The sequence below is a fragment of the Sorangium sp. So ce363 genome (assembly GCF_051520435.1).
Taxonomy (GTDB): domain Bacteria; phylum Myxococcota_A; class Polyangia; order Polyangiales; family Polyangiaceae; genus Sorangium; species Sorangium cellulosum_B.
Window position 1 is genome coordinate 6,905,410 of the sequence record NZ_CP150333.1, and the last position, 24,159, is coordinate 6,929,568.

Here is a 24,159-nt window from a genome sequence, read left to right on the forward strand (position 1 = left end):
CGATGCAGACGATGCTTCATGTTGGGCTCATCGGTGACCGCGACGACGCTGTGACGGCCCACCGGGCCATCCCGGTGGCGCTGCGGCTGGCGGGAGAGGCGATATCCGTGCCGCTCTCATTTGAATGGGTGCCGACCGAGGAGGTGACCGACGCCTCGCGGGTGGCTCGTTATGACGCCCTGTGGTGCGTTCCGGCGAGCCCGTACCGAAGCATGGATGGCGCGCTGCGCGCGATCCGCTACGCCCGCGAGCAGCGGCGCCCGTTCCTCGGCACCTGCGGGGGCTTCCAGCACGCGGTCGTCGAGTATGCGCGCCATGTGCTGGGCTGGTCGGACGCCGAGCACGCCGAGACAGCGCCAGAGGCGCAACGCGCGGTGATCGCGCCGCTTGCGTGCTCGCTGGTCGAGGCCACCGGCAAGATCCGCTTCAACGCCGGAACCCGCATCGCGCGGGCCTACGGCCGCCCTGAGGCCACGGAAGGATATCGGTGCCGCTACGGCCTGAACCCGGAGTTCCAGGCCGCGCTGGTCTCGGGCCCGCTGCGCATCGGCGCCGAGGACGACGCCGGCGACGTGCGCGCCGTGGAGCTCGACGGCCATCCGTTCTTCGTCGCCACGCTGTTCCAGCCGGAGCGCGCTGCGCTCGCCGGTCGGCTGCCGCCGCTCGTGGCCGAGCTCATCCGAGCCTGCTCGAGCGCCGCCGGCTGAACGCTGGCGCCGGCACATCGTTCAACGAAGGAAGGATCCGCCAGAGCGTCAACGACGCCGAGATCTGGATCTCTTCCTGGCGTCCGGCGCCTTGTGGTTTCGAACCTCGGCCGGCTTCAGCGTTCCGGTGCGCCTGCTGCTCCACGAGGTGTTTCTGCGAGGCGCTGCGCGTGCGGCGCCGGCGCTCAGCGCGATTGCAGGAAGTACCTGCGCGCGGCCTCGCAGAGTTCGGGCCAGCGCTGGGCAAGCGCGGGATCTGCTGCAAAGCGGCCTGCCCAGAAGGCGTCGAGGGCGGCGCGCGCCGCGGGGGTCGGCACCCCGTAGCGTGCGTTCGTGCTCTCCACGTAGGCGGGGTACATCTCGCACGCGACGACGAGGCCGGCGTACTGGTTGAGCGTGAGCGAGGGTGGCGGGCGCGCGCTGAGCGGGTCGCTCACGCTCGCGGGGGCCGGCGTGGAGGCTGGCGGGACACTCGGCGTGGCGGCCGGCAGCGCGCCCGACGCGGAGGCCGGCAGCGCGCTCGGCGTGGCGACCAGCGGCGCGCTCGACGCGGCGACCGGCAGCGGGCTCGCCGTGGCAGCCGCCTGCGCGCTCGACGCTGCGACCGGCAACGGGCTCGCCGTGGCAGTGGCCTGCGCGCTCGGCGTGGCCGCAACGGAATGACGCTCGTCGTGGAGCGGCACCGCCGGGGAGTGGTGCGCGGGCGCCGGACCAGGCTCGCGCACCGGCTGTCCATCGGGGCTGGCGACGGGCTGAAACGGCAGCGCCGAGTCGAAACGAGCGACGGACGGCCGAGGGCGCTCTTCGGAGGCCACCGGGATGAAGGGCAGCGCGGAGTCGATGACCCGCGGCGTATCGGGGAGCGTCTTGCTCAGAGGCTTCGACGCCGCGCCGCTCACCGGCGGGTCCGTCCGAGGAACCGACGCAGGCGCGGGAGCAGGCACGATCGCGGGCTGGGTGACGGATTGGGGTGCGGGTGTGGACGCAGGCGCCGGGGCGGGCTCGGGCGCGGCCACAGGTGCGGGCGCGGCCACAGGTACTGCCATCGGTGCCGGCGCGGGTACTGCGATTGACGCAGGCACACCGAGCGGTGCCGGCGCGGATACCGCCATCGGCGCGGGCACACCGAGCGGCGCCGATGCAGGCACACCGAGCGGCGCCGGCTCGGGCACACCAAGCGGCGCCGGCCCAGGCACCGCCGTTGACCCCAGCACCGCCATCGGCGCCGCCGCCGGCACGAAGGGCAGCCCCCCGCCCAGGCGAGACAGCGGCCCCTGCGCCTCGACCAGCGCCGGCGCGCTCGTCGTCGCGGTGACCTCCTCCGCTTCACGCTGCGCCGCAGCCGCAGGCACGAAGGGCAGCCCTCCGCCCAGGCGAGACAGCGGCCCCTGCGCCTCGACCAGCGCCGGCGCGCCCGTCGTCGCGGCGGCCTCCTCCGCCGCGCGCTTCGCCGCCGCCTCGTCCGCCGCGCGCTGCGCCGCGGCCCGCTTCGCCTCCGCCAGCCGCTCGTCGAGCGCCCCGTGGGCGTCCTTCAGCACGACCAGCGCCTCGGCGCTCTCGCCCTCCGGACCGAGGACGCGGCCGATCGCCAGGAGCATCTCTCGCGCGGCGCGCAGCGCCGCCTCGTCCGCCGCGCGGTCGGGCAGGTGCCGCCTGGCGAACGCCGTGAGCTCGTCGTCCTCGCATCGAACGAGATCCGCGAGCCGGGCCGCCACGCGGCGCCGATCCGGATCGACGCTGCTGCCCGACGGCCTGCGCATCGCCGCGTCGAGCTTCGCGAGCGCCTCGGTCAGCGCGCTCTTCTCCGGCGCCGTCCCTGAATCCGTGGCGGACCCCTTGCTCGCGACCCTCACGGCGCGAGCACGAGGACGGTGGTGACGCTCGGTACGATGGCCATGCCCGGCGCGTTCGTGCTGTTCTGAATCGAGATGCTCGTCAGGCGCGTCATGGGCGCGCAGCCGACGATCACCGTGAAGGCCGCGGTCACGTTGCGCGACGGGCCCATCACCATCCCGGACGCGACGCCGAGCGCGACGCCCGGGTTGTCCCCCATCGTGAGCGGCGCGACCGTCAGCATGTTGTGCGCCGGCGCGCACGTGACGAGCACGTTCGGCACGAAGAGCACGCTCATCGGATGGAGCGAGATGTTCGGGTACGGGATCGGCACCGGGGCCGGCGTCGGGGTCAGGCACACGTCCGGGAACGCCAGGCACATCCCCCCTGCGGTCGTCTTCGCGAGCATCGCTTCACCCCTCGTCGTTGCTGGCGCCCGCGGCCCCGCGCGGCGCGCCCCTTCAGCCGATCTTGACCTGCTCGCCGTCGAGCTTCGCGAGCGTCCGCGCGGCGACGATCGTGTTCTCCCCGCGGATCGCCGCGAGGCCCTCCGCGCGGAGATCGAAGACGCCCGCGCGCACCTGCTCGAGCGCCTCGACGAAGCGGAACGCCTGCTTCGCGCGCTGGACGAGCCGGTCCGCGCGCGCCTCCATGCGCTCGGCGACGACGACGGCCTTCTGGACGTGCGCCTCGAGCGACCGGCCGACGAGCCCGATCTCCTCGATCGCCGCAGCCGCCGCCTGCGCGCGGATCTGGAGCTTGCCCGCGAACAGCCCGACCTCCCTGGCGGCGGCGATCTCGATCTGGTCGCCGGCGCCGAGCCCGAGCCGCCCCGTCGCCTGCACCTTCATATCGCCCTCGGCGACGATCCGCGTCGTCGCGCCCGCCTCGCCCTCCAGCACCGCGAGGACGAAGACCTGCTCGCCGTCCACCGCGCAGAGCACCCGATCCCCCGCGTCCGGCGCGACGAGGCAGCTCTTCGCGCGCCGCGCCGCGACCGGCCCGCCGCCGAGCTCGACCACGAGCCCCGACGCCGTGCCCCGGACGACGCCCGTCTCCAGCGACGGCACGCGTCGCGGCGAGGGCGAGCGCTCGATCGCCGGCAGATCCACCGCGGCCAGGAGGTCGTCCTGCGCGCTGTCGTCGTGTGCCACCGTCAGTGGCTCGCGGGCCGCCATGCTCTGCATCTCGGGTCTCCTCGGCCTGGATCCGCCCGGTCAGGACGTGCGCGCCGCAACGCTAGTTTCAACGATTTCACGGCAAAAATCAACGGATTTCGTGGAACGCGGCCTCTCCCCAGGTCTCACGGGTCGCGGTCTCGTGTCTTGCGTCTCGTGTCTTGCGTCTCGTGTCTCGCGTCTCGTGTCTCGTGGTTCCGCACGGTCTCGTGGTTCCGCACGGCGCGCGCAGCAGGCACGGTCACGCGCGCTGCCCATCGCGCTCGCCGCCGCGGCGCGGCTTCCAGTCCTCGATCGCGGCGAGCTTCTCGTCGTCGCCGAGCCAGCCTGCGCCCGCCGGCACCTTCGCCCCGTCGCGGCGGGCGCGGTGCAGCTTGGTGCGGAACATCGCTGCCTGCGTGAAGTCCGCGCCCGAGAGGTCGCAGTGCGAGAAGTCCGCGTACGCGAGCTTCGCGCCGACGAAGCGCGCGCCGGCGCACGACGCGAAGGCGAGGTACGCCTCGACGAGCTCCGCCCCCGAGAAGTCGGCCTCCGCGAGCGCGGCCCGCTCGAAGATGGCGTTCTGCAGCTTCGCCCGCGAAAACCGCGCCTTCGCCGCGTTCGCATCGCCGAAGAGCGCCTGCGTCAGGACCGCATCGGAGAAATCGCAGTCGGACACGTCGACCCCGGTGAAGTTGCACTGCGTCGCGTCGCAGCCCGCGAAGCTCGATCCAGCGACGCTGCCGCGCATGAACTGCGTGCGGAACAGCTTTGTTCCCTGGAACGCCCGCGCGCCCAGCGCCGCCTCGACCAGCGTCGTGAGCGTCAGGTTCGCGCCGTCGAGCAGCGCGGTGCGCAGGTCGAGCTTGTACAACGTCGCCTTCTCGAGGTTCGCGCGAGAGAAGTTCGCGCCGCCGGCCTTGACCTCGACGAGGTTCGCCCGGTCGAGGTTCGCCCCTTCGAACGAGGCGCGCTCGAGCGAGCACGTCGTCCAGGTCGCGATGGGCGCCTCCGCGCCCGACAGCGCCGCGCCCTCGAACGTCGACTCGATGAAGCTCGCGCCGACGAGCCTCGCCCCCGAGAGCGTCGCCCCGTCGAGGCGGCTCCGGAAGAAGGTCGTCAGGTGCAGGTCCACGCCCGCCGCGTCCACGCCCGACAGATCGCACTCGGAGAACGTCGACTCCTTGACGAGCGCGCCCCGCATCGCGCGCGGCATGCGGACCCGGTCGAACACCGCGCCCGAGAGATCCGCGCCCGTCAGGTCGAGCCCGGAGATGTCCACGGCCTGGATCGGGTCCCCGTGGCGGACCTTGTCGAGCACCTCGTCGCGGTTCATGTCGCGCCTCCAGGAGCCGGCGCCGCCTGCCGGTCGAACCGGGTGAACTCGACGCTCGCCTCGGCGAACGTCGTCCGGTTGTCGCCGCGCGCGCGGCTGAAATCGGCCCGGCAGAGCTGCGCGCCCGTGAAGTCGGCCCCCGCCAGGCGCGATTTCGAGAGGATCGCCTCCGTCAGGTTGCACCCGCGGAGCGACGCGCGGTCGAGGTTCGTCCGGATCAAGAGGGCGTTCTTCATGACGGCGCGGTCGAAGGTCGCGCCCGTCGCGTCCGCCTCGGAGAGATCGGTCATCGTCATCTGGGCTCGATCGAACCGCGCGCCGCGCAGGTCCGTCGTCCGGAAGCAGGTCTTGTCGAGCACGGCGTCGCGGAAGTCTGCCTCCGGCAGGCCGCTCTTGTGGACGGCGACCCCCTCGGAGAAGCGCGCCCCCGCGAAGCGCGCCTTCGCCCCGGTGCAGCTCATCAGCGACGTCTTGTGCAGCCGAGCGCCCGAGAAGTCCGCGCCGTCGAGCGAGCACTCGAGAAGCATCGCCCGCTCGAGGTTCGCCCCGGCGAGGTTCGCCCCGGCGAAGCTCGTCTGGAGGAACGAGCAGAGCGAGAGATCCGCGCCCGAGAGATCCACGCCACCCCAGCTCACCTGGAGGGCGTCGGCGCGCTCTAGCTTCGCCCGCTTCAGGCTCGCCCCGGCGAGCCTCGCGCCCATCAGGACGGCCTCGGTCAGATCGGCGTCGTCGAACACCGCGCCCTCGAGGTTCGCCTTGCCCAGGTTCGCGCCCCGGAGCCGCGCGCCCGTGAGGTTCGCGCCAGAGAGGTCGGCCTTCGCGAGCACGGCGCCCTCGAGCACCGCACCCGAGAGGTCGCAGCCGCGCAGGTCGGCCCCCTCGAGGAACGCGCGCGCGAAGCGCATCCCCCGCAGGTCGACGCCGCGGAAGTCGGCGCCGGTGAGGTCGCGCTCGTCGAGCGGCTCGCCCGCCTCGCGCGCCGCATCGACGACGACGCGCGCCATCTGCGAGGCCTCGGCGGTCATCGGCAGGGCCGCGGATCGCAGGTGCGCCGAGCCGCGGTAGCCCTCGCGCGCCGCCTGCTCGAGGCGGAGCAGCTGCTCGGGGAAGCCTGGATCCGCGAGCATCGCCTCCAGCTCGAGGTTCGGCACGCCGCCGAGGCGCGCCGCCTCGGCCAGCTCCGCGTACTGCTGGAGCTGCGCCTTGGCCGAGAAGCGCGGCGGGCCGCCCGGCGGCTCCTCCCCGGTCTGGCCGCGCCGGAGCGCCTCCTCGGACACGTCCATCTCGGCGGCCTGCGCCTTCATGCGCTCCTCGGCCTCCTTCTTCAGGCGCTCGGCCCGCGCCTTCTCCTCGTCCATCTTCCGCGACGCCGCGTCGAGGTACGTCACCAGCGCGTCGAGATCGTCGACCGGCGGAGGCGCTTCCTCCTCCGGCAGCGGCGCGTCCAGGCCGAAGCGCGCCGGGTCGATGCCGTCCGCGAGCAGCTCCTCGCGGCGGCGCTCGCGCTCCCGCTCCGCGCCGCGCCGCAGGTTCTGCATGGCGAGGTTCTCGCTCTTGAGCCACTGCACCATCTCGATCCCGGCGACGTTCGCGGCAACGCCCGACTCGCGGGGCGGCATGAGATCGCTGTCGCTGAGGGACGCGATCGAGCCCCGGTCCTTGTCGATCCGCCGGGCGAGCGCCTCGCGGTAGTGCTCGATCGGCCGGGGGCGGCCGATCTCCTCGCAGGCGACGACGAGGTCGACGATCTCCCCGGCGTCGTCGTCGGCCACGGGCATCGAGCCGTGGAAGATCACGACGCCGAGGTTGGCCGAGGGGAAGAGCCACACCGTGTCGCAGCGGACGGGCAGCTCCTGGAACGCCTCCCCGCTCGCGTCGCGGCGGGTGACGAGCACGCGCGCGGCGAGGCCGGGGAGCGCGCCCTCGATGCGCGGGCGCGTCGGGTGCATGTTCTCCACGAGGAACGCCTCGTCGCCGCGGAGCGGCTCGGCGATCCATTGATCGCTCGGCGCGACGTTGAAGAAGGCGGGATCGACGTCGGGCGGCAGGCCGGGCGCCCACTTCTCGGCGTAGTCCGCGCCGTACGTCCCCGCGCGGGCGCGGCGCTGGCCGAACGTCACGTCCATCGCGAGGAAGGACGCCGGGCCCGGCCGGTCGCCGGGCGAGCGGATCAGCGCGCCGTAGTGCTCCACGTTCGGCAGCGGCCGGACGCGCTGCCCGCCGCGCTCGATCTCCTCGATCCCCTTCCCGTAGGGGTTCGCCGCGTCCTTCGGCCCGCCGAGCGCGCGCGCCCAGTCGATGGGCATCTCCGAGAACGGCTCCGGCTCCGTGAAGCCGTGGCCGCTCCAGCACCGGTCGCCCAGCACGGCCAGGCGCTTGTCGACGGAGCCGAGCCGCGCGCGGACGAACGACGCGCCGACGCGGCGGCCCTCCGGGGCGTAGCACCGGCCCGCGACGAGCAGCTCGCCGCGCGCCTTCGTGATGCCGTCGTCGAGCGGGAGGCTCCCGAGCGCCGCCGTCGCGGCCTGCCAGAACGACATCTCATCGACGAGCGCGCGCGGCGCGTCGAGGGGGAACGCCATCATGGCGCCCACGTGGAACCTGAGGCGCCGCGCGACCTCGACGACGCGCGTGAGCGCCGGGACCTTGAGGGGTTTGACGACTCGCATCCGCGCTCAGATCTTCGTGAAGGCGCTGTTCCACGCGATGACCCCCGCGAGGGTCAGGGCGATCGCCTGCTGCTTCAGGTAGGTGCCGAACTGATCCATCTTCGCGCCGACAGCCTTCTTGTCCATCGCGGCGAAGTCGAGCTTGATCAACGACGTCTCGAGCTTGAGCAAGTAGGCCTGCTGGGCGAGCGCGGCGTGGTCCGTCTTGATGATGCCGGTCGCCCCCTTGTAGACGAAGAGCTCGTGCTTGTTCGGCGTGAGGTCGAACGTCAGCCCGAGCACCTCCCACTTCAGGTTGGTGGCCGTGATCTTCGCGTTGGGCGCCTTGATCAGGAAGTTCGTGTCGGACTTCAGGTCGACGTCCCCGCCGAAGTGGCCCTTCCAGGTGGTGGCGACCTCCGTCTTCCAGCTCTTGTAGTCGTCGAAGTTCTCGGCCGTGACCTTGTGCATCCACGGCCCGGTCACCGTCGACGAGCCCTCCGGCTCGATCGTCTGCTCGAACTTGCCGTGGACGTCGTGCTTCATCCCGCCGCTCGTGATGGTCAGCGTCATCCCGTCGGTGATCGTCTGCTTCATGCCGCCGGCTTCCACCGTGTCCACGCGGCCCGTCTTGATCGTGGTCGTGCGCGTCGCGTAGTAGGTCTCCTCCGCCGCGGCGGTGACCTGGAGCGTGTACGTCCCGCCGACGCCCGCCCAGAGGTTGCAGACCACCATGCTGAACTTGTTGCCGCTGACGTTCTCCCAGGAGTCGCCGCCGATCCATGAACCGCCGTCTCCTGAGGTCGTCTCCAGGTAGCTGAAGGTGACGTCGACGAGCGCGCTGCCGGCGATGGCCGGGTCGGCGTTCTTGGGGGACAGGAACGTGCCGACCTGCGTGTCGCCGTCGCCCGTGTAGACCGCCCCGTGGTTGCCGCTCGGCGTCCCCATGTAGATGCCGGTGCGGTTGTTGGGCGTGTGGAGGAAGATGAACTCCTTGCCCTGCTCGTCCTCGAGCACGAGCTGGTTGCCGCTCCCGGTCCGGATGATGTTCTGGCTGAGGTTGCGCTCCGCGACGACGCTCGGCCGGTGCGCGTTGGGCACGACGCCGGCGATGAAGGGCCGGTCCGGGTCGCCGCCGAGGAAGGCGATCATCACCTCGGTGCCCTTGCGCAGCGGGAAATGGAAGCCCTCCGTCGTCCCGCCGTGCGGCTGCATCATGCGCACCCGCGTCGAGATGCGCGCGTCGGGCAGCCCGCTCGTGTCGAACTCGAAGCGCACGAGGTAGCGGCCGTCGGCGTCGATCTGCGCGTACTGGCTGTCGGCGGGGCCGCAGACGATCGCGTTCTCGAACCCGTAGATGCGCGGCCACTGCGTCGCCTGCGGCGCGCGGAACTGCACGTCGGCCGGGATCGCGAGCAGCTTGATCGCGTAGATGTCCTTGCCCGAGAGCCCCGTCAGCCGCGCGACCTCGGGCGTGATCCCGGCGATCGACGCGCTGTGCTGCACCTCCAGCGCGAGCCACTGGTCGACGATGTCGGCGGGCTGATCGTCCAGCGAGAACCGGTACCCGGCCCGCGGCCCGAGCGCGTCGCCGCTCCCGCGCAGGGTCACCTCGCGGCAGCCGATCGACTGCGCGCGCACCTGCGCGAGGCGCTCGGCGTCGCTCTGCACGAAGACGCGGAAGCCGTACTCGCGGATCGCGCCCACCCCGTTCGCGGTGATGCTGCTCTCGCCCTTCACCGACGCGGACGGGTTCGAGTAGTTGTAGTCGGCGATGGTGACCGTCTTCGGCAGCCACTGCACGTTCTGCTCGATCTGGTGCAGGCCCGGCGGCGCGGTCACGTCGTCGCCGAAGAGCGGGACGTAGCGCACGACCCCGCCGCCCGGGAAGTCGTCGTGCAGCCCGCGATCGTCGACGATGACGAGCACCTCGCCGGGCCCGTCCTCCGGGTGCTCGAAGAAGTAGTAGAGGCCCTCCCGCTCGAGCCACCGGTGAAAGAACGCGAGGTGCGTCTCGCGGTACTGCGCGACGAACTCCTCGACCGGGTAGTCGCCGTCGTTGATCGAGAAGCGGAAGTCGCTGGCCGCGAGCCCGCCGTTCTGGAGCGTCGCGGAGAGGAACTCCTTGACGGGCTGGGTCGTGAAGACGTGGCTGCGCCAGAAGTGGCGCAGGAACCAGAGCTTCGGCACGAGCAGCGCCTGGTACAGCGCCCGATCCGCGTTCTGGTGCAAGAGGCGAACGCTCGCGATGACGCCGTGCACGACGAGCGGGTCCTTCCCGTCGCCGCGGCTCGCGCGCACCGTCGCCCGCTCGCCCACCGCCTTGCGCACGTCGGTGCTCGTCGGGACGGAGAAGAAGAGCTCGAACTCGTACGGCTGCGAGACGTGCTCGGTACCGCGGAAACCGATGAAAGCGACGCTGGCGAGTGCCGAGCACGAGAGCGAGAAACCGTCTGGGCGCATGGAGAGCCTCCCCATCCCTGGCCTGGTGTTGAGGGCGGAATCTCCGTGCATCGCGTCGCGGTGTCAACGTCTGCATGCGCCACGAGAGTGCTGTGGAACAGCGGATCCGGTGGTGGGACGACCGCGCACCTGTGCGACGTTCGCCGAGCAGCGCGGGCTCGACGGCGCGCGCTTGCCGAGCTCGTTGCGCTCGTGTGCCGCGCCCTCACCGCGCGTGCGCCGCGCCCTCACCGCGCGTGCGCCGCGCCCGTGTGTGCCCTGCGCACGCACCCTGTACGCCCTGCGCGCGCACCGTGTGCGCCCTGCGCGCGCACTGCAACCGTACCGTGTGCGTGCCCCGTTATCGCGCCGCTGCACTCGTGAGCGCGGCGATGACGCTGCGGGTGAAGCCGCGAAGGCGCGCGACGTCGTCGGGGCGGAGGGCGAGGGTGCGCGCGTCGCAGTAGAGCCTGCGGGCGATCTCGATCTGGAGCGCGTGGACCCCCTCGTCGCGGCGCGCGTGCCGCTCGAGCGCGTGGCCGCCCGGGAAAGGATCGTCGAGCGCGAGCGAGAGGCCGTGCGCGCGCGCGACCTCGGCGACCGCGTCGCGCGCCCAGCTCGCCGCGCTCTCGCCGCGCCGGGTCCCGAGCACGACGTCGGCGGCGCCCTGGAACATGACGTCGGGGTACGTGTGCCCGGAGACGAGGATCGCGACGCCGTGGCGCGCGCGCGCGTCGGCGAGGCGCGCGGCGACCTCCGCGTGGTACGGCTCGAACACGTCGCGGACGCGGCGCTCGACCTCCGCGCGGGGTGGTGAGCTCTCGAGCCACTGCTCGCCGCTCGCGGAGCGCCGCCGCACCTCCCGCAGCCCGTAGGGGAGCTTGTCCTCGTAGGGCGTGGGCACGCGCGGGGCCGTGTTGAGGTCGATGACGAAGCGGCTCGCCGTCGCGACGACGAGCGCGGCCCCCTCGAGCGTGACGTCGCCGAAGAGCGCGTCCGCCGCGACGTCCGCGTCGGCCGCGAGGGCGCGCTCCGGCACGCGCGTGAAGCGCGCCGCGAGCTCGTCCACGACGAGGCTCGCGTGCGGGACCTCGACGACGATCGGCCCCGCCGTGTCAGGCTCGTGGACGCGGAAGGGAGGCGGCGTGGCAGGCATCGTTGCTCCGGAAGGTAGGCGCGCGCCGGGTTTTTCGCACGGGTGCGCCGGTTTGCGCTCTCATGGCGGGCCATGGAACCCCGGATCTGGCTGCTCGTGAGCCGATACCACCTCGACGCCGGGCTGTCGTCGCTCCTGGTGGACGGCGTCGCGACGGCCTGCTTGCTCGTCCTCGCGGCGCTCGCGCTCCGGCTCTCGCGCCGGCAGCGCCGCGCCGCCGCGCGGGCCGAGGCCTCGTTCATGCCCGGCGCCGCGCTCGCGCCCGGCGAGGCCGTCGTCGTGGGCACCGTCGAGCGGGAGCAAGGCGCGGACGTGGCGGTGCGCGTCGAGGTCGAGCAGGAAGGGTCCGAGTCCGAGACCTCCGGGGTCTGGACCCACCAGTGGGCCGAGACCGGCCGCAAGGTCCGTGTCCACCCCTTCTATCTCCGCCACGCGTCCGGCGCGCGCATCCGGGTCGAGCCGGGCGAGGACGTGCAGCTCGTCGACGCGCTCGACGGCATGATCCGGGTCGATCTCACCCGGCGCGTCCGCGTGGCCGAGCTCATTCCAGGCGAGAGGGTCTTCGCGATCGGCGAGCTCCGGCGCGCGCCCGATCCCGAGGCGCAGGCCCAGGGGTACCGCGAGCAGGCGCAGGGATACCTGCTCGTGTCCCCGCGCGGGGGCCGCATGCTCCTCTCGTCCGAGCCGCTCGGCGAGCGGTTCGCGCGCAGGGCGGCGTTCCACCAGCGGTGGGCCATCACCGCGGCCGTCGCGTCGCTCGTGTTCAACATGGCGTTCGCGGCCTTCCACGCGCGCCGCTGGCTGGGCGAGACGGTGGACGTCCGCGTGACGCAGCTCCAGGAGAACGAGGACGGCGACCACACCCGCTTCGAGGTCACGATGCGGGGCGAAGGCGGCGCCGCCTTCTCCGACGAGGTGTCCCACGGCGCGTTCGCCCGGCTCCGCGAGGGCGAGACGGTGAAGGCGCGTTATGTCCCCTCGTGGAGCTCAGCCAGCGCGATCGGCCCCGACGTGACGGCCCACTCCGTGGCCTACGCCGCCTTGCCGCTCCTCGGCGTCATCGCGCTCGCCTATCTCGCTCGCGCGCAGGTCACACGGCCCTGGTACGAGAAGAAGCTGATCGAACAGGGGAGCGGCAAGCTGGCAGAGAGCCTGTCTTCCCCGCAGCAGGCCCCGAAGCGTCGGGAGGGCCGCCGCCGGGACCCTGCTTCTGGATGACGGACGGCTCGAGTCGGCAGGCGCCGCGCGTCCGACGACGGTCATCGAGACATCGCACCTGCGACCCCGGGGTCAGGCTGTAGAGCTGACAAGTCCCCACATTTCGTTGGCATTCTGGGGAAGAGAGACTTGAACAGGGAGGCGTGGAGACAGGGAGATTCATGGGATTGTACTCCCCGCCTCCCCGCCTCCCTGTGAATCTTCTCGAAACATTCGAGAGGATGCTTCAGGATCGAGAAAGCCAGCTACCGCTTCATCGAGTCGAGAAGGCGTTGGACGTGCCGGTGAGCTTCGCGCTGCCCAGGTTCTTCGCCTCGAGCTTGGTCTCCGCGTCCCTCACTGCAGCCGTGCCGGTGCCCGTGATCGTGATCGACTCCTCGGCGAGCGCGTAGATCGTGAACTCGTAGGTGTCGGTCTTCGTGCCGGTGCTGGAGCCGAAATTGGGGCAAGGCCCGAGGTAGTTCGAGTTCTGCTTGGCGCCGAGCTGCGCCGCTTCCGCCTGCTTGAACCCCTCGGGCAGCGAGGTGGTGGTGGGAGGAATATTGTACAGAACCCAGTGATAGCCGTTGGGCTGCGACGGCGTCGCGTGCGCCAGGGTGACATCGATGAAGGTGATGGCGTAGCTCTTCGTGCCCGCAGGCCCCGGGGTCCAGTGGAGCTCCGGCATGACGCTGTTCTGGAAGCCGGCGGTCTGGCAGGTGTACTTGTCGGCGAACTTGGCGCCTTCCTCGTGATTGGTGCTCGCGAGCGCGAACTCCTCGGAGGGCGCGCCGCCGCTCCCTCCGGAGCCGCCCTCTCCGCTTCCGCCGACTCCCGTCGCGCCCCCCTCTCCGCTGCCCCCGGCCCCCGACGTCGTGGCGGTCGTGGGGTCGCCGCCGCTCGAGCTCGAGCTGTTGGCGCTGCTGCTGGTGCTGCTGCTGCTGGCGCTCGGTGAGCCGGAGCTCGCCGCGGTCCCCCCGCCGTCCCCCGACACATCGGGATCGCTGCTGGAGCAGTTCAGGATGGCGAATGGCATGGCCGCGAAGGCGAGGTATCGAGCGCTACGTGTGAGCCTATCCGTGATGGTACGCATTGGCGCATGATGCCACACCGGCGTTCCTATCGCGATGACAGTCGCTTCTCCCCTTGCGACAAAGATCCGCAATTTAGCGGTACATTTCCCGGAACAGTGAGTGATCGAAGAATGTGAACGTTGACATGAGCGCGCCTGGCGCGACACATCGCTCCAGGTCTCTCGCCAGCTCGCCAGAGAGGACGAGGCGGAGCGGAGGGCCCTTGACCCTTGACACCGCGCAAGAGCGAGCAGGAGCGCCCGCGAGGACGCTCCTGCCCTGGCGGAAATGTGCAGGACCGCCGGGTCAGTATTGCGTGTTGTTGGACGTCGTGATCTTCGAGGAGCTCACGCCCATGAAGAGCTCCTTGCCGATTCCGCTGTAGCGGGTGTTCGTCATCGTCACGCTGCTGCTGCTGCTGTCCGTCCTGAAGATGGACTCCTTCATCTTCGAGATGTCGCACCGGTCGATGAAGACGTCGACCTTGAAGTCGGTCCCCCCGTTCTGCCGGATGAACTTGCCGGCGTTCTGCGCCGTGAAATTCGACACCTTGAACGTGCTGGCCGCGTTGATCTGGAACACCTTGTCGTCGCCGTTCTTCGCGGAGCCGCCGTTCAGCACCACGGTGCCTGACTTCTTGACCGTCAGGGCGTCTTCGCCGATGTCCTCCCAGACGATGTTCTCGAGCGTGACGTTGCCATACGTGTGAATGCCGTCGGCCGCCGGCGCGCCGAGGACCACGTTCTTCAGCTTCGCGCCGTCCTCGAGCTTGAACACCGGCTTCTGGCCCTCGGCCTGGCTGCCGTCCCCGAGCGTGTTCTTGTCGGCGATGTACCGCTTGCCGCCGCCGTCGAACGTCTCGCCCGCCTTCACGATGATCGTCGAGCTGACGACGCCGCCGTTCCCGGCCGTCGTGGTGCCGCCGCCCGAGCTGCTGCCGCCCGAGCTCCCGCCAGAGTCGCCGCCGCCCACCGGCACGAGCTCGATGTAGTCGACCTTCAGGTCGTACCCCGACGACGAGGAGTTCTTGCCCTTGCACGTGAGCGCGAACTCGACATTGCCAGAGAGCGATTTCTCCCCGAGCGTCGCGGTCGTCCAGCTGTCGCCGGTGGAGGAGCCATAAGCGTCGAAGGACTTCACCGACGATCCCTTCACGGCGAGCTCGTACTTGCCGTACACGTTCCGCTTGGCGTAACGAAGGACGATCTTGTACGTGCCGGACGCGACCGACGCGGAGAACTTGAAGGTGTCCCCGCTCTGGTTGGCGCGGAGCTTCACGTTGTCCGCGTTGTCTTCGATCTTGTCGCCCGACGAGATGGACCAGTTCTGGTTCTCGGCCTCGATCCTGACGGCGCTGAGCGCGTCGCTCGCCGAGTCCACGTCCACATCCAGGTCGGCGCCGTCCGCCGCGAGGCAGCCGGCGAGACCGAACGACAACAGGGCACCGAAAGCATAGGTCAATCTCAAGCTCATGATGTTATCCCTCAATCGTCAACGTTGCGCGCGACCGACGACTCCCACCCTTCACTCCCTCTGCGCACCCCTCCCCCACGGGTCGTCATGTCCTCGCGATGTCTACGTGATGTCTTGTCCTGTCTTCATCTTCACGTCAGAGCAATGCCCAGGCCACAGCGCGCCATCACCCGGGGCCGCAGATCAGGGCACCATGATTGCATTTTTCCGCTGAAGGACGGCGTTTCACCCGCTTCGGCGAACAGGCACGCTCGCCGCTGTCATGGGCCGCCGTCAACGACGTCAACCGGCGGTTGACACATGAGCCCGCAGACGCCCGCCGGGGCGTCGCCGTGCGCGGTCACTCTGCGTAGCAGACCTCGAGGCGCGGGCGGCGCGACGCCGTGGTGTCTTCGCTGGCCCGCCACTGCGTCGCCCCCGCCACGTCCTCTTCCATCACGAACCCGTAATTCGGGAGGACGCCGCTCACCCAGTCCTGCACCAGGTCGGTGAGGTTGGCGGTCCGATCGCCGGCGCCGTTGACGGTGACGATCGACGCGAAGCTGAGCGGCTCCCAGCTCTGGTTGTAGCTGGACCAGCTCACGGTCGTCTCGCCCCAGGGCGCGAGGGCCTCGTGGAGACGAACGGTGGTGACCGACGCCTTGTACACCTGATTGATCGTCAAGGTGGCCGAGTAGACCGGCGCGCCCGCGGGGATGAACGAGAGGTCGAACCAGACCAGCGCAGCACGGAAGCCTCCGGTGCCGGCTCCGCCCGTATAGATCGATGGGTACGACCCTTCCTTGTAGGTCGACGAGGCCGACCAGAGCGTCGCGTCCCAGACCGTGCCGAAGACGCCGCGCTGCACGGTCCTGCACACGGGCGTGCCTCCGGAGCCGGCGCCGCCCGCCCCGCCCGAGCCGGTGCTGCCCACGCTCATCGCGCTGCTCATCATGACGCTGCCTGTGCTCGTGCTCGAGGCGCTCGAGCTGCTGCTCGTGCTGGATACGCTCGTGCTGCTGCTGCTCGTGCTGGATACGCTCGTGCTCGAGGCGCTCGAGCTGCTGCTCGTGCTGGACGAGCTCGAGCTGCTGGACGAGCTCGAGCCGCTGCTGCTCCCGCTGCCGGGTGGCGCATAGGTGAGCGTCAGCTCCATGTCGAAGGACAGATCGGTCGAATTGGGGGCCGATTGCTTGACCATCACGGCGAGGATGTTGCTTCCGACCACGAAGGAGCTCGGGGAGAGCGTCACCGTGGTGAGCTCGTCGTCGCGCGACTCCGCGGACGCATAGTCACCGTAGGCCGTGTTGGTCACGCGCTTCGATGCCACCTGGGTGCCGTTGAGCCAGACGACGACACCGTCGTCGTGGATGAGCTTCATGGTCGCCTGCGCGACCGGCCCGTCGATCGGGATGATCTTGCGGAAGTAGGCCGTGGGATACGACGGCGTGCCCCGGTAGAGGGCCGTGCTCTCCCCGCCGTCACCGTAGCCGAGCTGCCCCCAGCCCCCCTTCCACGAGGAGTCGTCGAACGTGAGGTTTCGCCAGGCCGTACCCCGGTCGACGCCCAGGTCGTCGTAAACCCAGTAATCGCCGAAGTAGACCGCCGTGCGGGGGAGGCTCTGGATCGTGAAGCCGGCGTTGCTCTCGTCGGAGAGCAGCGGGTGCTCGGCGTCGGAGACGCGCACGAGCGCCGTCGTCGTGTCGATGGAGGGAACCACCCAGTTGTAGCGGCCCGTGTTGGCGGCGCTGTTCGTGATCGTGGTCCAGGTCGCGCCGTCGTCGGTCGTGTACTCGATCCGAACGGTGGGGATGTTCCCCACGGTCGCCCAGCGGATCGGGAAGATGCCGCCTGGCGGCAGGCGCTCCCCCCCGTCGGGCGCCGCGACGTCGAGGGCCGTTCCCTTCACGATCGCGAAGCGATCGCTGATCACGCCGTCGTAGCGAACGTTGGACACCGTGAGCCGGTTGTCCTCGACGTCGAGGAGGCACGAGCCGCTCTGCGCCTCGTTGAAGTACATGAGCGGGTGGCCTCCGGAGCCGCCCACGTACGTGCCGTGGCCGGCGACGACATGGACCGCCCCTTCGTGGCTCCCCTTGCCAGGGAGCTTCACGTAGGGGCCGTCGCCGAGCGGCTTGCCATCGTGCCCGTCGACGATGTGCCCGTCCGCCGTGGTTGGCGTATCGTAGGCGCCGTCCACGAGGAACGAGCGCTCGTAGTTGTGCGAATGGCCCGCGAGCACCAGGTCGACCCCGCCCGCGTCGAGGATGGGCGCGAGGTACTCCCGGTGCTCGATGATCAGCCAGTCCTCGTCCGAGTCGTGGGTGCCCTTCGTGTACATCGGAAAGTGCATGTACGCGATGATCCAGTCCTGTTCCGTCGCGGCGAGATCGGCGGCGAGCCAGGCCGCCATCGCGCCGGTCGAGTATCGCGAGGAGCCATAGCCGTCGAGCACGACGAAGTGGACGTTCGCATAGTCGTACGAGTAGTAAGCCTCCGTACCGGAGGGGACCCCGCCGGCCTCCCCGGCGGCGGGGAGCACGTAGGCGGTGTAGTAAGGACCGGTCTGCGTCGCCGAGTCGGAGCTCAGGCCCTCGTGGTTGCCGAACGTCGGCCACACGACCGTGTTGCGGAGGATCGCCGCGTACTGATTGAAGAAGCCGTTGGTGAACTCCTCGGTGGTGCCGAAGTTGTACGCCATGTCCCCCATGTGCAGGAACAGGTTGGGGCGGTACGCGCCGACGGCGTTCAGCATCGCGTCTCGCGTCGCCCAGGGCGCAGTGCCGCCGTAGCCGGTGTCTCCGATGATCCACGCCCGGAACTTCTTCGGCGTGGACACGGGCGGCGCCGTCTCGAAGTAGAAGGAGGAGGAGCCGCCGGCCAGCACCGCGCTCGATGTACCGACGCTGTAGTAGTAGCGGGTGTTCGGCGTGAGCCCGCCGATGAGCACCTCGTGCTGGGTCGCGAGCGCGCCGAGATCCACCGTCTGCGTCAGATTCGCCGGATCGGTCCCGTAGCGCACGCGGCTGTCCGTGCCCACGTCGGTCGTCCACACCACGTAGACCGAGTTGGGCGTCAACGACTGCAGATAGGGCTGCCTCATCACCGACTGGGCGGCCGCCTGACCGGCCCACGCCATCGTCACTGCCACCGACGCTGCGGCCAGATGTCCGGGGTTCAATTTCATTGCTTCACCCTCCGAGCTTCCTGATTCATCCCGCCTTGCCTCCAACAAACGATCGCCATGCGGCGAGCCGGGCGCCTTCCCGGCACGGTCACGCCAGCAATCGCATCGCGCCTGATACCGTGCGCTATCAGCACATCGGACGTGAACGCGCTGCTACCATCTTACCGAACACACACGTGGGAGATCATCTTAAATCGGAGAGCCTCGCGCCGACGGCAGACCACTCCGGTCTCTGTCTCTGTCTCTGAGTGGGGCCGGAGGACAGCGATTGCCGGGGCGCGCTCAAAGCGCAACAGAATTCCGTCGCCACTGTCGAACCAGCGCGCCAACACTGGCCAACACTGAATGCGTGTCCGGCGCCGACGGTTGGCGATCGTCGTCCCAGCGCTCAGTCGCGTCCGCCGCGTCCGCCGCGTCCGCTTGCTCTTGCACGGACGCTCGCACGGAGGATGGACGCCGGGGCCTTCGCCCGTAGCCGCCTCGCGCGACAGCGGTAGGTCAGTCTTGCAAACCCTTTCTGCTCCCTGGCCAGCTGGTGCGGCGCCCCTGAGCGCCACGCGGCAGGATCATCATGAGGACCTCAAAGCATTGTCGTCGAGCAGCGGGGTCGCTGCAGGATCGAGGGAAGCTAGCATGAACTCTTTTTCGATTGTATGAGGGATATGTGTCATCGCGATTTCTCATTCTCCGCGCGGGACCCGGGCGCATGATCGCGACGGGGGTGCGCGGTGGATCGCCGGCGCGGGCCGGCTCCACCCCGCGATTCCCGAATACTCCGCGAGCAACGACGGCCGGGCGCACCGCCATGGCGGCGGTCAGCGCGGCCGCCATGGCCGCCGTCCTGCTCCTGGGCGAGCGCCCTGCGCTGGCGGATCCGGGGGAGCCGGCCGAGGTCGAGGCGCGCCGCCTCGTCCATGTGCTCGGCTACGTCGCCATGGACTATGGCGGGTGCGTCGCGAACGGCGCCGTCACCAGCGTCATCGAGTATGACGAGCAGCTGGCGCTGCTCGGCGAGGCGATCCATGTCGCCACCCGCATCCAGCCGTCCGCGCTCGAGAGCGGGGCGGGCGACCTCGCGCAGGGCATCGTCGGCGTGCGTGAGCTCGTCGAGGCGAAGGTCGCTGCGGATCGAGTCGCCATCGCGGCCAGGGGCGCGCGCGACCGGGTCGCGTCCGCCTTCCGGCTGGCGGAGGCGCCGCTCTCGCGGCCCGACGCGAAGCGCGGCGCCGCCCTCTACCAGGAGAACTGCGCCACCTGCCACGGCCCGACGGGGCACGCCGATACCCGGCGCGCGGCGAGCCTGGTCCCGCACCCGGCGAACTTCCACGACGCGATCATCGCCGAGCAGCTCGCGCCCATCGGTGTCGAGTCCGCGGTTCGATTCGGCGTCAGCGGCACGGCCATGGTGCCGTTCACCTTTCTCTCCGCCCGCGACCGCTGGGACCTCGCCTTCCACGTCGCCGGCCTCCACCACCCCGAGCCCGGCGAAAGCCCGAGGCCGCTCGATCTGCCGGACTACTCCATGGTCGAGCTCGCGGTCCGCTCCGACGCGGACCTGCGCGCCGAGCTCTCCGCGCGCGGGATCCCCGCCGAGCGGCACGCGGCGCTCCTCGCGGAGCTCCGGCGGCGCGTTGCCTATGGCGGCGAGGCCGCGTCACACCCCCTCTCCATCGCGCGCGCCGCGCTCGACAGGGGGCGCGCCGCGCTGCGCGAGGGCAGGCTCGTCGACGCGCGCGAGGCGCTCAGCACAGCCCAGCTCGACGGCATCGACGTGGCCGAGGCGAGCGTCCGCACCGTGAAGGAGGCGCTCGCGGACGACCTCGGCGACGGCGCCTTCGCCCTTCGAGCGGCGCTCGCGGCAGGCGCGACGACAGACACGCTCGACGCGGGCACGGCCACGCTCCTGCGCGACGCGACGTACGCCGAGGTCGCGCTCGCGCGGTCCGGGGGCGCGCCAGGTCGGCTCGTGGCCCAGGTATCGAGCCGCTTGGCGCTGCGCGAGCTCGCCGCTGCGGCGCTCTTCCTCGCCGCGCTCGCCGCCGTCGCGTCGTCACGGAGCCGGCGTGTCGTCCACGTCGCGTCGGGCGCGGCGCTGCTGCTCGCGCTCGCAGCCTGGGTCGCGGCGGCGCTCGGGCACATGGCCGGCTTCTGGCGAACGCTCACGGCAGGCGCGACGATCTCCCTCGCGCTCGCGGCGCTCGCGGCGCTCGCCGGCGCGGCGGCGCTCGCCCGGCGGCGCGGCGCGCGGCAGGTGCGCTCGCACGATCCATTGCATGGCGGCCTGTCGCGAGGCCGCCGAGCGGCCGTGTTCGCGGCCGCGCTGCTGGCCGGCTTCGGCGCGGCGTTCTCGGCGCTCGACGCCGCGCTCGGGGTGTCGCTCCCCGTCGCGCCGCCCGCCGTGGCCGGGGTGTTGTTCACGCTCGCGCTGCTCGCCGCCGGCGCGGCGCTGGTCACCCGTGCGAGCCGGGCGGCCGCGCGCCGCTGGGCGAGCCCTCCCGCCTGGCTCGCCTGTCTGCTGTGCGTCCCGCTCGCCGGCCGCGCCGTGGCCGCCTTCCAGCTCTGCGGGTTGTTGCCGCTCCACCGGCTGCCGCTCCCTCGATTCACCGCGCTCGGCATCTACCCTGCGGTCGAGACATGCCTCGTCCAGGCAGCGCTGCTCGGGCTCGCGCTCGCCGGCGCGGCCCGCGGCCGCCGCGCCGAAGGGGCGTGTTGACTCGTGCTCATGACGAGCCACGCCACCGTGAAGGCGGCCGTCGACGCCGTGAATCGCGGAGCCGCGGATTGCCTCTCGAAGCCGTTCGATCACGCCGAGCTCGTCGCCCTGGTCGAGCGCCACCTCGCCAATGCGCAGTCGGGAAAGGGCGCTCCCGCAGCGCCGTGACACGGTCGACGCCACAGGGCTGTCGCCACGGAGCTCGCCAGAGCTGCCGAGTCGCCAACAGGCGATGGCGGAGGCTTCCTCACGCCGACAGTTCATGTAGGGAACGGTCGCTCCGCGCAGTCGAGCTGCCTTGATTCGACAGGCTGAGCAGCGCTGGCCGGCGAGGGGCCGCCAACCGTTGTCTCGAGCCCGCGCCGCAGCGGCTCGCGTCGCGACCGACGCGCTTCCATTCCGGCACGCAGCGTCCTATCGTGATTGGCTGAAGCTTCTCGGAGATCCCTTCCATGACCATGAACAGCAAGCTGGCTTTTGCGCGGTGGACCAGCGGGTGCCTCATTGCGGTGCTCGGGGTTGGATGTGCCCAGATCTTCGGCTTCGATAAGTTGTACGAGGTCGCGCACGGCAACACCGGAGGCGGTGGCGCTGGCGGCGAAGGCGGCGCCGGCGGGAACACGGGAGGCGGCGGCGCTGGCGGCGAGGGCGGTACTACCGGCAGCACCAGCGGCACGAACGCGGGAGGCGGCGGCGCTGGCGGCGAAGGCGGCGCCGGCGGGAACGCGGGAGGTGGCGGAGAGGGGGCAGGATGCCCGGAGCCGCCGATGGGCGACCCCACCCTGGAACTGTCGATGATCGACGACATGGAAGATGACAACGACACCATCATCAAAGTGGTGGATGAAACGAACCCCCGGCAAGGGGCCTGGTACGTGGCGAACGATGGCGAGGGGACGCAAACGCCCGGAGTGGGCGAGCCGTTCACTATGAGCGTCCTCGAGCCGCCGCGCGGCGACAGCACGTTGGCAGTGCACGTCGTGGGCGACGACCTGTTTGAGAAGTGGGGTGCCCTGTTCGGCTTCCAAGTGAACAGCGCTTCGGCGTCCAATCAGGGCCTCTACGACGCCTCCGCGTTCAGCGGCATCACCTTCTTTGCCTATGCGGATGGAGCCGCCTCGACGAAGGTGACCGTTGACGTCGCCGACGTGCAGACCTGGAGCAAGGGCGGCATCTGCACCACCGAAGGGGGCGGGTGCGACGATCACTTCACCAAGGTCGTCACGCTGACGCCTTGCTGGACTCAGGTCAAGGTGCCCTTCTCCGCCCTCGCGCAGTCCAGCTGGGGCCAGCAGTTCGAGGCGATCGACCTGACGAAGATCTGGGCCATCCAGTTTCGCTTCTCGGCGAGCCGTGCATTCAGCGTGTGGATCGACGACGTGGCGTTCTACAAGGAGCCGGCGCCGGAGACGGACCCCGGGGCCACGACCCCGTGAGCGCCGGAGCCGCGCGCGAGCTCGCGACGAGGGTCGAGCCCGCTCAACGTCGAGACGCAGGTGCCGACGAGGTGCAGCGAGAGCACGGCGCCGATCCCCTCGCCCGCCCATAGGCCCAGGTCGAAGAGCGGATCGAGACCGAGCTCGGTGAGCGCGAGGGCCGCCGCCGGCTCGGCCGAGCGGTGCGCGGCGAGGAGCCATGGCCGGAGCGCTGGGGCCATCCTGACGGCGCAGAGGGCCGCGGTGCACGCCGTCAGCCCGTCGACGACGACGCCCATGCGCAGCCGCGCGGCCTCCAGCGCGAAGCCGGCCATCGCGGCGATCTCCAGCCCACCGACCTTCGCCAGCACATCGAGAGGGTCCGTGGGATCGGGCACGTGAAGCGCGAGCGCGTCGGCGACGACGCCGGCCTTGCGCGCGACGCCCTCCGCGTCGAGGCCGGCGCCCTGTCCCGCGAGGCTCGCCGGCGGCGCGCCCGTGAGGGCGCACAGGACGGCTGTCGCCGCGATCGTGTTGCCGACGCCGATGTCGCCGGCGCCCGCGAGCGTGACGCCCTCCGCGGCGAGCGCGCGGGCGGTCTCGGCGCCCGCCGCCATCGCGCATGCCGCCTCGTCGCGCGTCATCGCCGGCTCGCGCCGCAGGTTGCCGGTGCCACGCCGCACCACCCGCGGCGCCAGCGGGACGACAGGCGCGCACGGCAGCGCCGAGAGATCGCCCGCCAGGCCGACGTCGACCGCGACGAGCCGCACGCCGTGGCGCGCCGCCAGCGCCGAGACCGCCGCGCCCCCGGCCATCACGTTCGCGAGCCTCGCCGTCGTCGCCGGCGAGGGGTGAGCGCTCACGCCCTCCGCGACGACGCCGTGGTCCGCGCAGAACACGGCCAGCCCCGGCGAGGGCAGCGGGAGCGGCAGCTCGCCACGCACGCCGGCCCACCACGCCGCGAGCCGCCCGAGCCGCCCCAGGCTGCCCGCCGGCAGGCCGAGCGTGGCCTGGTGCGCACGGGAGGCCTCCATGGCGGCGGCGTCGAGCGGTGAGATCGCCGTCGTGCGGAGCGATGAGCGCGGCGGCTCGCTCGCGCGGCCCGCCGCGGGCGTGCTGGCGCCGTCGCGGTCTTGCCAGATGCCATGTTCGTGGACGACCTCATCGACCGCGCGCCGCTCTCGCCAGCCGCTCTCTTCCAGCATCGGTCGCCGCCGGAACGCGACGGGGTGGCCCAGGCAGAGATACGCAATCGGCTCCACGCCCGGCGGGAGGCGCAGCTCGGCGCGGAGGACGGCGGGCTCCACGATGCTGACCCAGCCGACGCCGACGCCCTCGGCGCGCGCGGCGAGCCAGAGGTTCTGCACCGCGCAGCACGCGCTCGCGCGCACCGCCTCCGGCTGGACGATGGTGCCCAGGATCGCCTCCCCGCGCGGCCTCAGGTCGACCGCGACGCATACGTTGAGCGACGCCTCGAGGATCCCCTCGAGGCGATAGGAGAGGTACTGCTCGCGTCGGCCCTCCGGAAAACGGGCAGCCTCCTCCTGACGGCAGCGAAGGAAGCTCTCGCGGATCCGCGCGCGCTGCGCCTCGTCACGCACCACGACGAAGCCCCAGGGCTGGGAGAATCCCACGCTGGGCGCCAGGTGGGCGGCCTCGAGGATGCGCCGCAGGACAGCCCGGTCGAGCGCGCGCCCCGGCTCGAAATGCCGCACGTCCCGCCGCAGGGCGATGACGTCGTAGACCACCTGCCGCGCTCCCTCGTCGAAGGCGACGACGGCCTCCGGGACCAGGTACGACGGTTCGTGTGTGGCGTTCACCGCGGTCAGCTACCACAGTTGCC

General features: G+C 71.1%; 16 protein-coding genes. 5 read left to right on the forward strand and 11 right to left on the reverse strand.

The annotated features are described in order from the left end of the window. Positions 1-2 precede the first annotated feature (2 nt). Positions 3-707, forward strand: a complete 705-nt coding sequence (locus WMF12_RS25950; RefSeq protein WP_437849891.1) for a CTP synthase C-terminal region-related (seleno)protein — start codon at positions 3-5, stop codon at positions 705-707. A 185-nt stretch (positions 708-892) separates the two neighbouring features. Here WMF12_RS25950 and WMF12_RS25955 read toward each other — a convergent pair whose 3' ends face one another. The 7 genes from WMF12_RS25955 to WMF12_RS25985 all read right to left on the reverse strand — a co-directional run bounded on the left by WMF12_RS25955 (position 893) and on the right by WMF12_RS25985 (position 11,279). Next, on the reverse strand, positions 893-2,560 hold the full coding sequence (locus WMF12_RS25955) for a hypothetical protein (protein ID WP_437849893.1): 1,668 nt from the start codon (positions 2,558-2,560) through the stop codon (positions 893-895). Further along, positions 2,557-2,949 (reverse strand): DUF4150 domain-containing protein, encoded by a 393-nt coding sequence (locus WMF12_RS25960; RefSeq protein WP_012237562.1) that lies wholly within the window; start codon positions 2,947-2,949, stop codon positions 2,557-2,559. Before WMF12_RS25960 ends, WMF12_RS25955 begins: the two co-directional genes overlap by 4 nt. A gap of 52 nt (positions 2,950-3,001) precedes the next feature. Continuing rightward, on the reverse strand, positions 3,002-3,727 hold the full coding sequence (locus WMF12_RS25965) for a DUF3540 domain-containing protein (protein WP_437739355.1): 726 nt from the start codon (positions 3,725-3,727) through the stop codon (positions 3,002-3,004). A 232-nt stretch (positions 3,728-3,959) separates the two neighbouring features. Beyond that, positions 3,960-5,033, reverse strand: coding sequence for a pentapeptide repeat-containing protein (locus WMF12_RS25970; RefSeq protein ID WP_437849894.1), 1,074 nt, complete (start codon positions 5,031-5,033; stop codon positions 3,960-3,962). Next, positions 5,030-7,702, reverse strand: a complete 2,673-nt coding sequence (locus WMF12_RS25975; RefSeq protein ID WP_437849896.1) for a DUF2169 family type VI secretion system accessory protein — start codon at positions 7,700-7,702, stop codon at positions 5,030-5,032. The genes WMF12_RS25970 and WMF12_RS25975 overlap by 4 nt, the downstream gene beginning before the upstream one ends. A 6-nt stretch (positions 7,703-7,708) precedes the next feature. After that, a complete protein-coding gene (locus WMF12_RS25980) occupies positions 7,709-10,144 on the reverse strand; it encodes a type VI secretion system Vgr family protein (protein ID WP_437849898.1) in 2,436 nt (811 codons plus the stop codon). 340 nt (positions 10,145-10,484) lie between these two features. After that, the gene (locus tag WMF12_RS25985; RefSeq protein ID WP_437849900.1) at positions 10,485-11,279 is read right to left on the reverse strand and encodes an N-formylglutamate amidohydrolase; all 795 of its coding nucleotides are present in this window, start codon (positions 11,277-11,279) and stop codon (positions 10,485-10,487) included. Between the two features lie 72 nt (positions 11,280-11,351). On the opposite strand from WMF12_RS25985, the gene WMF12_RS25990 reads away from it, so the two are divergent. Next, positions 11,352-12,497: a hypothetical protein gene (locus tag WMF12_RS25990; protein WP_437849902.1), complete on the forward strand. Its 1,146-nt coding sequence runs from the start codon at positions 11,352-11,354 to the stop codon at positions 12,495-12,497. Between the two features lie 253 nt (positions 12,498-12,750). On the opposite strand, the gene WMF12_RS25995 is transcribed toward WMF12_RS25990, so the two are convergent. From WMF12_RS25995 to WMF12_RS26005, 3 genes are all read right to left on the reverse strand, one after another. Then, positions 12,751-13,512 carry a YbhB/YbcL family Raf kinase inhibitor-like protein gene (locus tag WMF12_RS25995; protein WP_437849904.1) on the reverse strand — a complete coding sequence of 254 codons (762 nt, stop codon included), beginning with the start codon at positions 13,510-13,512 and terminating at the stop codon, positions 12,751-12,753. 343 nt (positions 13,513-13,855) lie between these two features. After that, positions 13,856-14,521, reverse strand: coding sequence for a pectate lyase (locus tag WMF12_RS26000; RefSeq protein WP_437873894.1), 666 nt, complete (start codon positions 14,519-14,521; stop codon positions 13,856-13,858). Positions 14,522-15,362: 841 nt separating this feature from the next. Then, on the reverse strand, positions 15,363-18,188 hold the full coding sequence (locus tag WMF12_RS26005) for a DNRLRE domain-containing protein (RefSeq protein ID WP_437849906.1): 2,826 nt from the start codon (positions 18,186-18,188) through the stop codon (positions 15,363-15,365). Positions 18,189-18,993: 805 nt separating this feature from the next. On the opposite strand from WMF12_RS26005, the gene WMF12_RS26010 reads away from it, so the two are divergent. The 3 genes from WMF12_RS26010 to WMF12_RS26020 all read left to right on the forward strand — a co-directional run bounded on the left by WMF12_RS26010 (position 18,994) and on the right by WMF12_RS26020 (position 22,337). Next, positions 18,994-20,901, forward strand: coding sequence for a c-type cytochrome (locus tag WMF12_RS26010; protein ID WP_437849908.1), 1,908 nt, complete (start codon positions 18,994-18,996; stop codon positions 20,899-20,901). Between the two features lie 9 nt (positions 20,902-20,910). Beyond that, positions 20,911-21,069 (forward strand): hypothetical protein, encoded by a 159-nt coding sequence (locus tag WMF12_RS26015; RefSeq protein ID WP_437739364.1) that lies wholly within the window; start codon positions 20,911-20,913, stop codon positions 21,067-21,069. Positions 21,070-21,359: 290 nt separating this feature from the next. Next, complete coding sequence (locus WMF12_RS26020) at positions 21,360-22,337, forward strand: hypothetical protein (protein WP_437849910.1); 978 nt, start codon at positions 21,360-21,362, stop codon at positions 22,335-22,337. Here the strand turns inward: WMF12_RS26020 and cobT are convergent. Continuing rightward, entirely contained in the window at positions 22,289-24,136 is a 1,848-nt protein-coding gene (cobT, locus tag WMF12_RS26025) for a nicotinate-nucleotide--dimethylbenzimidazole phosphoribosyltransferase (RefSeq protein ID WP_437849912.1), read from the reverse strand. The genes WMF12_RS26020 and cobT overlap by 49 nt on opposite strands. Between the last annotated feature and the right edge of the window lie 23 nt (positions 24,137-24,159).

Excerpts from the sequence above, each read along its gene's own strand:
- WMF12_RS25950 (WP_437849891.1), top strand. The coding sequence starts at position 3 with ATGCAGACGATGCTTCATGTTGGGCTCATCGGTGACCGCGACGACGCT.
- WMF12_RS25960 (WP_012237562.1), bottom strand. The coding sequence starts at position 2,949 with ATGCTCGCGAAGACGACCGCAGGGGGGATGTGCCTGGCGTTCCCGGAC.
- WMF12_RS25965 (WP_437739355.1), bottom strand. The coding sequence starts at position 3,727 with ATGCAGAGCATGGCGGCCCGCGAGCCACTGACGGTGGCACACGACGAC.
- WMF12_RS25970 (WP_437849894.1), bottom strand. The coding sequence starts at position 5,033 with ATGAACCGCGACGAGGTGCTCGACAAGGTCCGCCACGGGGACCCGATC.
- WMF12_RS25975 (WP_437849896.1), bottom strand. The coding sequence starts at position 7,702 with ATGCGAGTCGTCAAACCCCTCAAGGTCCCGGCGCTCACGCGCGTCGTC.
- WMF12_RS25980 (WP_437849898.1), bottom strand. The coding sequence starts at position 10,144 with ATGCGCCCAGACGGTTTCTCGCTCTCGTGCTCGGCACTCGCCAGCGTC.
- WMF12_RS25985 (WP_437849900.1), bottom strand. The coding sequence starts at position 11,279 with ATGCCTGCCACGCCGCCTCCCTTCCGCGTCCACGAGCCTGACACGGCG.
- WMF12_RS25990 (WP_437849902.1), top strand. The coding sequence starts at position 11,352 with ATGGAACCCCGGATCTGGCTGCTCGTGAGCCGATACCACCTCGACGCC.
- WMF12_RS25995 (WP_437849904.1), bottom strand. The coding sequence starts at position 13,512 with ATGCCATTCGCCATCCTGAACTGCTCCAGCAGCGATCCCGATGTGTCG.
- WMF12_RS26005 (WP_437849906.1), bottom strand. The coding sequence starts at position 18,188 with ATGAAATTGAACCCCGGACATCTGGCCGCAGCGTCGGTGGCAGTGACG.
- WMF12_RS26010 (WP_437849908.1), top strand. The coding sequence starts at position 18,994 with ATGGCGGCGGTCAGCGCGGCCGCCATGGCCGCCGTCCTGCTCCTGGGC.
- WMF12_RS26015 (WP_437739364.1), top strand. The coding sequence starts at position 20,911 with ATGACGAGCCACGCCACCGTGAAGGCGGCCGTCGACGCCGTGAATCGC.
- WMF12_RS26020 (WP_437849910.1), top strand. The coding sequence starts at position 21,360 with ATGAACAGCAAGCTGGCTTTTGCGCGGTGGACCAGCGGGTGCCTCATT.